This is a genomic window from Nocardiopsis protaetiae (assembly GCF_045446735.1).
Lineage (GTDB): Bacteria > Actinomycetota > Actinomycetes > Streptosporangiales > Streptosporangiaceae > Nocardiopsis > Nocardiopsis protaetiae.
Genome location: NZ_JBJJBV010000297.1, coordinates 1 through 7,775, shown reverse-complemented (window position 1 = coordinate 7,775; position 7,775 = coordinate 1). Strand labels below are relative to the sequence as shown.

The 7,775-nt window shown below is 72.7% G+C and carries 7 protein-coding genes; 6 read left to right on the top strand and 1 reads right to left on the bottom strand.

Translation table 11 applies throughout. The features are described from left to right. Both ACJOT3_RS29755 and ACJOT3_RS29750 read left to right on the top strand, forming a co-directional pair. On the top strand, positions 1 to 268 hold a 268-nt coding region (locus ACJOT3_RS29755; RefSeq protein ID WP_406976455.1), incomplete at its 5' end, for a response regulator transcription factor. Positions 269 to 662: 394 nt separating this feature from the next. Further along, entirely contained in the window at positions 663 to 1,505 is an 843-nt protein-coding gene (locus ACJOT3_RS29750) for an AMP-binding protein (protein WP_406976454.1), read from the top strand. Positions 1,506 to 1,744: 239 nt separating this feature from the next. On the opposite strand, the gene ACJOT3_RS29745 is transcribed toward ACJOT3_RS29750, so the two are convergent. Beyond that, the gene (locus tag ACJOT3_RS29745; RefSeq protein WP_406976453.1) at positions 1,745 to 2,269 is read right to left on the bottom strand and encodes an ATP-binding protein; all 525 of its coding nucleotides are present in this window, start codon (positions 2,267 to 2,269) and stop codon (positions 1,745 to 1,747) included. A 484-nt stretch (positions 2,270 to 2,753) separates the two neighbouring features. Between ACJOT3_RS29745 and ACJOT3_RS29740 the strand changes: the two genes are divergently transcribed. Genes ACJOT3_RS29740 through ACJOT3_RS29725 form a run of 4 tightly spaced genes read left to right on the top strand, consistent with a single transcriptional unit; the run spans position 2,754 to position 7,742 of the window. After that, positions 2,754 to 4,340 carry an ABC transporter substrate-binding protein gene (locus tag ACJOT3_RS29740; protein ID WP_406976452.1) on the top strand — a complete coding sequence of 529 codons (1,587 nt, stop codon included), beginning with the start codon at positions 2,754 to 2,756 and terminating at the stop codon, positions 4,338 to 4,340. Continuing rightward, positions 4,340 to 5,272, top strand: coding sequence for an ABC transporter permease (locus ACJOT3_RS29735; RefSeq protein WP_406976451.1), 933 nt, complete (start codon positions 4,340 to 4,342; stop codon positions 5,270 to 5,272). The genes ACJOT3_RS29740 and ACJOT3_RS29735 overlap by 1 nt, the downstream gene beginning before the upstream one ends. Further along, complete coding sequence (locus ACJOT3_RS29730; RefSeq protein ID WP_406976450.1) at positions 5,269 to 6,159, top strand: ABC transporter permease; 891 nt, start codon at positions 5,269 to 5,271, stop codon at positions 6,157 to 6,159. The genes ACJOT3_RS29735 and ACJOT3_RS29730 overlap by 4 nt, the downstream gene beginning before the upstream one ends. Beyond that, positions 6,156 to 7,742: an ABC transporter ATP-binding protein gene (locus tag ACJOT3_RS29725; RefSeq protein ID WP_406976449.1), complete on the top strand. Its 1,587-nt coding sequence runs from the start codon at positions 6,156 to 6,158 to the stop codon at positions 7,740 to 7,742. The genes ACJOT3_RS29730 and ACJOT3_RS29725 overlap by 4 nt, the downstream gene beginning before the upstream one ends. Positions 7,743 to 7,775 lie beyond the last annotated feature (33 nt).

The window sequence follows — 7,775 nt, the reverse complement described above, 5'->3', positions numbered from 1 at the left end:
GCCCTCCCGGACGTCCCGCCCGGCGCGGACCCCGGCGGCCCCGCCGCCGCCCCCGCCGCGGACGCCGCCGCAGGAGCGGCTGACCCGGCGCGAGCTGGAGGTGGCCCGGCTGGTGAGCAGGGGGCGGAGCAACCCGGAGATCGCGCGGGCGCTGTTCATCAGCCCGGCGACCGCGGCCCGGCACATCGCCAACATCAACAGAAAGATGGGCTTCCATTCGCGCACGCAGATCGCGGCGTGGATACAGAGCCACGGGGACCGGGACTGACGGTTCCCCCGAAACCCCCGCGAAGGGGGCCTGTATCGGCCCTGCGCACCGAATCTACATATGCATCTGCATAGCAATATGCATGTGCATCCGACCGTGAACGCGCTAGGCTTCAAGCCATGGAACGCACGCGATCGCGGCACTTCGGTGACGCGGTCGGCGAGCGCTCCGAGAGCGGCCGTCGGCCCCGGTGCACAGCCCGGGATCCCGGCGGACCGTCAGCCCCGGGAGGATTCCCGGGGCCGGTGGGAACCCGCACCGGCGCGAGGTGGAACCTGGGGAGGGACCTCGCTCGGACCGGCCGGTGCGCGGCGCCGCCGGGCTCGCCACGTGGAGGGGGCGTGACGAGCCCGGATGGCGGTATCACCGCGGCCAGGGTGAACTGGGGGAACGCATGGGGGTAGGGCTGTCTTCTGGAACCGGACGACCGGGGCGCAACCTGCCGCGCCGGGACGACCCCATCGGCTCGCTGACCGGCGGGCTGTGCGAGCGCCTGCGTCTGCGCCCGGGTCGCGGCGGCACCATCCGCGGTGAGGGGTCGCGGGTGGACGCGCTGACCTTCGCCGCCACGGTGGAGCGGGCCGCCGCCGGGCTGAGCCAGCGGGGCCTGTGCCTGGGCGACGTGGTCGGCGTGCTGGCGCCGGTCTCGCCCGAACGGTTCCTGGCCACCTACACCGTGATGGCGGTGGGCGGCCGGGCCCTGCCCCTGTCCCCCGCCTCCGACCTCGACGTGCAGTGCGCGGCACTGGCCGAGACCGACGCCCGGCTGCTGGTGGTGAGCGCCGAGCTGGCGCCGGCGGCGCTGGAGCTGGCCGAGCGCTCGCGGGTGCGGCAGGTCATCGCGTTCGGCGACGCCCTGGGCACGACGCCCTTCGAGGACCTGCTGCGGCCCAGCCCGGACGGCACGGGGTACAGCCCGTCCCGGGGGCTGTTCGACAACGGCATCCTGGGCTACGAGGAGACCGGGGCGGGGCTGCTGACAACCCTGTACCCGCACAGCGACCTCATGGCGCGGTTCGTGGCGCTGCGCGAGCGGCTGGCGCTGACCGCCGAGGACGTGGTCGCCGTGGACGAGCGCGGCGAGGAGGCCACCCGGGCCGCGCTGGTGGCGCTGGCGCTGTGGACCGGGGCCTGTGTGATGGCGGGGGCCGACTGCCCCGCCCCGGAGGGGCGGCGGGTGACGGTGCGCTGCGCCCCCGAGCCCGAGCGGATCGCCGCCCCGGGCCTGACCGCCTGACGAAGCCGCGGAGCCGCAAGGCACCGGCGGGAGCGAGGCGCCGGCGGGGTTCTGGAGGCCCTGGAGGAGAAGTCCGAGGAACGGGGACTTCTCCGTAGGGGCCGCTGTGCCTCCTGAAACCCATTCCCGCCTTCAAAGGGCGCCGAGCACGGCAAAGGAAAAGGCAGTCGGCCGAAGGCCGCCCGTTGAGGGTGGTGGTGGGCGACGGGCGGGCGGAGCTGAGGCCCGAAAAGGCACAGTTAGGCGGTCTCGCCGACCAGGGAGAGGCCCGGCTGGGGGTCCTCGATCTCGAACCAGGCCACGTGGGTGGCCTCGCTCCAGTAGTCGCCGCTGCGGGTGGCGCAGCTGTCCACGATGAGCTTGCCGCGGCCGAAGTCGTCGCCGTCGTCGCGGCTGTGCCCGCCCTCGCCCGAACGCTCCCCCTGGTCGGCGATGGCGACGCGCAGCCGGGAGCCGTCGGAGCGGATGAACAGCGTCATGACGCCGCCGCTCTGCCCGGAGCGGGAGTGCAGCAGGGCGTTGGTGGCCAGTTCGCTGACGGCGAGCTCGGCGTCGTCCAGGACGCCCTCGGAGTGGCCCATGCGCGCGAGGAACTCGCGGACGCGGGCGCGGACGGAGCGGACGGCGGTGAGGTTGCCCGCGCAGCTCCACACGGTGTGGTCGGTGGCGCCGCCGGTGAGGTCGCCGCCCTCGATCGGCGCGGGCTCCGTGCTCTCGGGAACCTCTGCGGGCACGTATTCCCGGAGTTGCCTCGCCTCAGCCATCCGGTCACTCCAATCACCCGCGTCGGGCGCGCGGGTTGCGCCGCCTGCACTCACCTTAGACAAGGGTGTGCCGAGTCCAGAACAGCACACCCGCCTTCACCGTGCCTGGGATTGGCCACAAAACCCCGTCACGTGTCCTCCCCGATGCAGACAAAGGAAACAGTCCGGACCCCAGGGGGAGCCATGTGACATGCAACACGTTGGCAATGTCCGGGGTGGGACATCGGGAGGGCCTGCCGGAGTTGCGGGAATCCAGCGGATCGACCATTAAAGCAATAAATCCCCTAAAACGGAAAACAGGCGACTCAAACACCACGTTTTCGCTTCCACCCGACATCGATCGGGACACGACCCCTAGGCAGGCGAACGCTCCTGTTTGACGCGCGCGTGAGGGGACACAAGGTCCTGACGACCCCGCCCCTCCCCCTGCCCCCGGTGTGCGCGGTGTCGCCCCTCCATATCCCCTATCCCCGTGAGGTGTCCCGTGACGTCCCGTCCCGATCCCGTTCCCGCCGCCCCCAGCCGCCGCACCCTGCTCAAGGTGTCCGCGGCCGGCGCGGCCCTCGCCCCCGTCCTGGCCGCCTGCGGCGGCTCCGAGAGCGGCGGCGGGGGCGGCGGCGAGCCCGTGCAGGGCGGCCGGCTGAGCGTGGGCGTCGCGGGCGGCGGCGTCAACGACACCCTCGACGCGCACAACCCCACCGACAACGTCGACATCGCCCGCAACCACGCCCTGTACGCCACCCTGGTGCGCTACACCAAGGACGGCACCATCGAGAACAACCTGGTGGAGTCCCTGGAGTCCAACGAGGACGGCACCGAGTGGACCGCCGTCCTCAAGGAGGGCCTGACCTTCCACGACGGGTCGCCGGTGACCGCCGACTCCGTGGTGTTCTCCCTGCGCCGCATCCTGGACCCCGAGAACCCCCTGCGCGGCGCCGGGGACATGGCCGGGGTGGACTTCGACGCCCTGGAGGCCGTGGACGAACACACCGTCCGCATCCCCTGCACCGAGCCGGCCGTCACCCTGCCCGAGGCCCTGGCCGAGTACTACAACTGCGTCGTCCCGGAGGGCTACGACCCGCGGGAGCCGGTCGGCTGCGGCCCCTTCAAGGTCGTGGAGTTCGTCGCGGGCGAGTACAGCGTGTTCGAGCGGCACGAGGGCTACCACGAGGAGGGCCTGCCCTACGTCGACGAGCTGGAGATCGTCGACTTCCCCGACGACGACGCCCGGGTCAACGCCCTGAGCAGCGGCAGCGTCGACGTCATCACCCAGGTGCCGCACGTGCAGGTGGCGATCATCGAGGGCAACCCGGACCTGGACGTCATGGAGTCCGAGACCGGCATGTGGCTGCCCTTCACCATGCGGGTCGACACCGCCCCCTTCGACGACGTGCGGGTACGGCAGGCGTTCCGGCTCATCGTGGACCGCCAGGAGATGATCGACCAGGCCCTGGCCGGGTACGGGCAGGTCGGCAACGACATGTACGCGCGGATGGACCCCTCCTACCCCGAGGACCTCCCCCAGCGCGAGCAGGACATCGAGGAGGCCAAGCGGCTGCTGGCCGAGGCCGGGCACGAGGACGGCCTGGAGGTGGAGCTGGTCACCTCCGACATCAGCGCGGGCGTGGTCGCCGCCGCCGAGGTGTTCCAGGAGCAGGCCCGCGAGGCCGGGGTCACGGTGAACCTGCGCCGCGTCAACCCCAGCGAGTACTGGAACGAGGAGGAGGGCTTCCCCTACGCGTTCGGCCAGGACTTCTGGAGCGCCCGCAACTACATCACCCAGACCGCGCAGGGATCGGTGGTGGGCGCCCCCTACAACGAGACCATGTGGGGCGAGCACGAGGAGTGGCTGGGCTTCCTGGAGGAGGCCCGCCGCACCGCCGACCTCGACGCGCGCAACGAGCTGATCCGCAAGGCCCAGGAGATCGAGTACGAGGAGGGCGGCTACATCGTCTGGGGCTTCGTCAACCTGCTCGACGCCCACAACGTGTCCGTGGGCGGCCTGGAGCCCGCCGTGTCCGGCCACCCGCTCGGCTCCTACGCCTTCCACACCCTCTGGAAGGACGCGTGATGTCCCGGCTCATCGCCGTACGCCTGCTGTTCGGGCTGCTCACCCTGTGGGCGGTGTCCGTCGCGGTGTTCCTCGCCACCCAGGCCCTGCCCGGTGACGCGGCGCTGATGATCCTGGGCCGGGACGCCACCGAGGCGCGGGTGGCGGCACTGCGCGACCAGCTGAACCTCAACGAGCCCGTGGCGGTGCAGTACGCGCAGTGGCTCCTGGGGGTCGTCCAGGGCGACCTGGGGATCTCCTACTCCAACCGCTCCCCGGTGTCGGAGGTCCTCAACGGGCCCATCGGCGCGTCGCTGACGCTCATGGGCCTGGCCGCGCTGGTGGCCACCCCGATCGCCCTGGCGGTGGGCGCGTTCAGCGCGCTGCGCCGGGACCGGGCGTTCGACCACACCGCGTCCCTGGGGACGCTGGTCACGGCCGCCATCCCCGAGTTCGTCGTGGGCATCCTGCTGATCCTGGCCCTGGGGCCGGGCGGGCTGGACCTGTTCCCGTCGGTGTACTCGCGCAACGGCGGACCGGAGCAGTGGATGCTGCCGGTGCTGACCCTGGCCTTCGCGGTGGCCCCGCCGATCGTGCGGATGATGCGGGCGACCATGATCGAGGTCCTGGAGAGCGAGTATGTGCAGCAGGCCCGGCTCAAGGGGCTGGACGAGCGGACGGTGCTGGTGCGCCACGCCCTGCCCAACGCCATCGGCCCGGTCGCCCAGGTGATCGCCCTGCAACTGGCCTGGCTGGCGGGCGGTGTGGTGGCCGTCGAGTTCCTGTTCAACTTCCCCGGCATCGGCAAGGTGCTCATGGACGCGATCGAGAACCGCGACGTGCCGCTGGTGCAGGCCGTGGTGCTGCTCATCGCCGGGGTGTACATCCTCGTCAACCTGGCCGCCGACGTGATCGGGCTGGCCGCCAACCCGAAGGTGAGGGTGAGCCGATGAGCGCGCCTCCGATCGAGGCCCTGGCCGCCGGGGCGGCCCGGGGCCGACGCGGCGGCGGGCTGTTCCGCGCCGCCTGGAAGCACGGGCGGACCAGGGTGGGGGTGGTGCTGACCGGGCTGGTGGTGCTGGTCGCCGTGGTCGGCCCGTTCATCGCCCCCTACACCCCGACCGAGTTCGTGGCCCGCCCCTTCGAGACCGGGGTGGACGGCACGGTCTTCGGCGGCGACAACCGCGGGCGGGACGTGCTCACCCGGTTCCTGTGGGGCGGGTGGACGCTGCTGGTCCTGGCCGTGGCCTCGGCCGGGCTGGGCGTGCTGGCCGGGACGGTCGTCGGCGTGGTCGCCGGGTACCTGCGCGGCTGGGCCGACGAGCTCATCATGCGCGTCAACGACATGCTGCTGGCGTTCCCGCAGCTCATCGCGGCGCTGCTGGTGATGTCGATCATCGGCCCCAAGACGTGGCTGATCGTGGCCGTCATCGCGGTCTCGCACATGCCCCGGGTGGCGCGGGTGATCCGCGAGGCCACCCGCGCGGTGGTCGAGCAGGACTACGTGAAGGCCGCCGAGGCGATCGGACTGCCCCGGTGGCGGATCATGGCGGTCGAGATCCTGCCCAACGTGACCGGCCCGCTGCTGGTGGAGCTGGGCCTGCGGCTGACCTACTCGATCGGCGTGGTCGCCGTGCTGGGCTTCCTCGGCATGGGACTCCAGCCGCCGACCGCCGACTGGGGCCTGATGATCAACGAGAACCGGCAGGGCATGATCGTGCAGCCGTGGGCGGTGCTGCTGCCCGTGACCGCGATCGCGACCCTGACCATCGGCGCCAACCTCATCACCGACGGGCTGTCCCGGGCGGCGATCGGCATCGACCGGGGGGTCGGGAAATGACGGGGACCACGGAGACCGTGCTGGCGGTGGAGGGCCTGACCGTCATCGGCCGCCCCTCCGACGTGACGATCGTCGGCGACGTGTCGCTGACCGTGCGGCGCGGCGAGATCCTGGGCCTGGTGGGCGAGTCCGGTTCGGGCAAGACCACGGTGGGCCTGGCGCTGCTGGCGCACCGCAAGCGGGCCACGGAGATCACCGGCGGCCGGGTGGAGGTCGCCGGGCGGGACCTGGCGTCGCTGGACGAGCGGGGCGTGCGCGCCCTGCGCGGCCGGGCCGTCGCCTACATCCCGCAGTCGCCCGCCTCGGCGCTGAACCCGGCGCTGCGGCTGCGCGTCCAGCTGCGCGAGGCGCTGCACGACGGGGATCTGTCCCCCGCGGAGGCGGACGCCCGGGTGCGCGAGGTGCTGCGGGAGGTGGCGCTGCCCGACGACGACGTCTTCCTCAGGCGGTACCCGCACCAGCTCTCGGGCGGGCAGCAGCAGCGGGTGGCGATCGCGATGGCCTTCGTGGGCCGCCCGGACGTGATCGTCATGGACGAGCCGACCACCGGCCTGGACGTGACGACGCAGAAGCACGTGCTGGACACCGTGCGGCGGATGACCCGCGAGTACGGCACGGCCGGGATCTACATCAGCCACGACATGGCGGTGGTCGCCGAGCTGGCGGACGCGGTCGCGGTGATGTACCGGGGCGAGCTGGTCGAGCACGGGCCGACCGGCGACGTGCTGTCGGCGCCTCGGCACGAGTACACCCGGGCGCTGCTGGCGGCGGTCCCGCGGATGCGCACGGACGCGCCCGAGGCCGAGCGCGGCGGCGAGCTGCTGCGGGTGTCGGGGCTGTCCGCCGGGTACGGGCGCACGCGGGTGCTGGAGGACATCGACCTGTCGGTGGCCCGCGGGGAGTGCACGGCCCTGGTGGGCGAGTCCGGGTCGGGCAAGACGACCCTGTCCCGGACGGTGGCCGGGCTGCACCGGGGCGCCGTGGGCGAGGTGCTGTTCGACGGCGCCCCGCTGCCGCTGTCCGGCCGCCGGCGCACCGCGGAGCAGCGCCGCCGCATCCAGTACATCTTCCAGAACCCGTACGAGGCGCTCAACCCGCGCAAGCGGGTGCGGGAGCTGATCCTGGGCCCCTACCGGCACCTGGCGGGCCGCCCCGGCGACCCCGACCGGGTGGTCACCGAGGCGCTGGAGCGGGCCGCGCTCCCGGCGTCCTACGCCGACCGGTTCCCCGAGCAGCTCAGCGGCGGCGAGCGGCAGCGGGTGTGCATCGCCCGCGCGGTGGCGACCGGTCCCGACCTGCTGGTGTGCGACGAGGTCACCTCGGCCCTGGACGTGTCGGTGCAGGCGGAGATCGTGTCACTGCTGCGCGGGCTCCAGGACGAGGGGATGGCGCTGCTGTTCGTCACCCACAACATCGCCCTGGTGTCGAACATCGCGCAGCGGGTGGCGGTGCTGGAGCGGGGCCGGATCGTGGAGTACGGGCCGGTGGGCCGGGTGATGTCGGAGCCGCGCCACGAGTACACGCGGGCGCTGCTGGCCGACACGCCGGACTTCGCCCCGGAGGCGGGGGCGGCCGCCGAGTGAGCGCCGGTGCCCGGGGCGGGTCCCCCGCCCCGG

Bases quoted from the DNA above. Each gene is read 5' to 3' on its own strand.
- ACJOT3_RS29750 (WP_406976454.1), top strand. From the start codon at position 663: ATGGGGGTAGGGCTGTCTTCTGGAACCGGACGACCGGGGCGCAACCTG.
- ACJOT3_RS29745 (WP_406976453.1), bottom strand. From the start codon at position 2,269: ATGGCTGAGGCGAGGCAACTCCGGGAATACGTGCCCGCAGAGGTTCCC.
- ACJOT3_RS29735 (WP_406976451.1), top strand. From the start codon at position 4,340: ATGTCCCGGCTCATCGCCGTACGCCTGCTGTTCGGGCTGCTCACCCTG.
- ACJOT3_RS29730 (WP_406976450.1), top strand. From the start codon at position 5,269: ATGAGCGCGCCTCCGATCGAGGCCCTGGCCGCCGGGGCGGCCCGGGGC.
- ACJOT3_RS29725 (WP_406976449.1), top strand. From the start codon at position 6,156: ATGACGGGGACCACGGAGACCGTGCTGGCGGTGGAGGGCCTGACCGTC.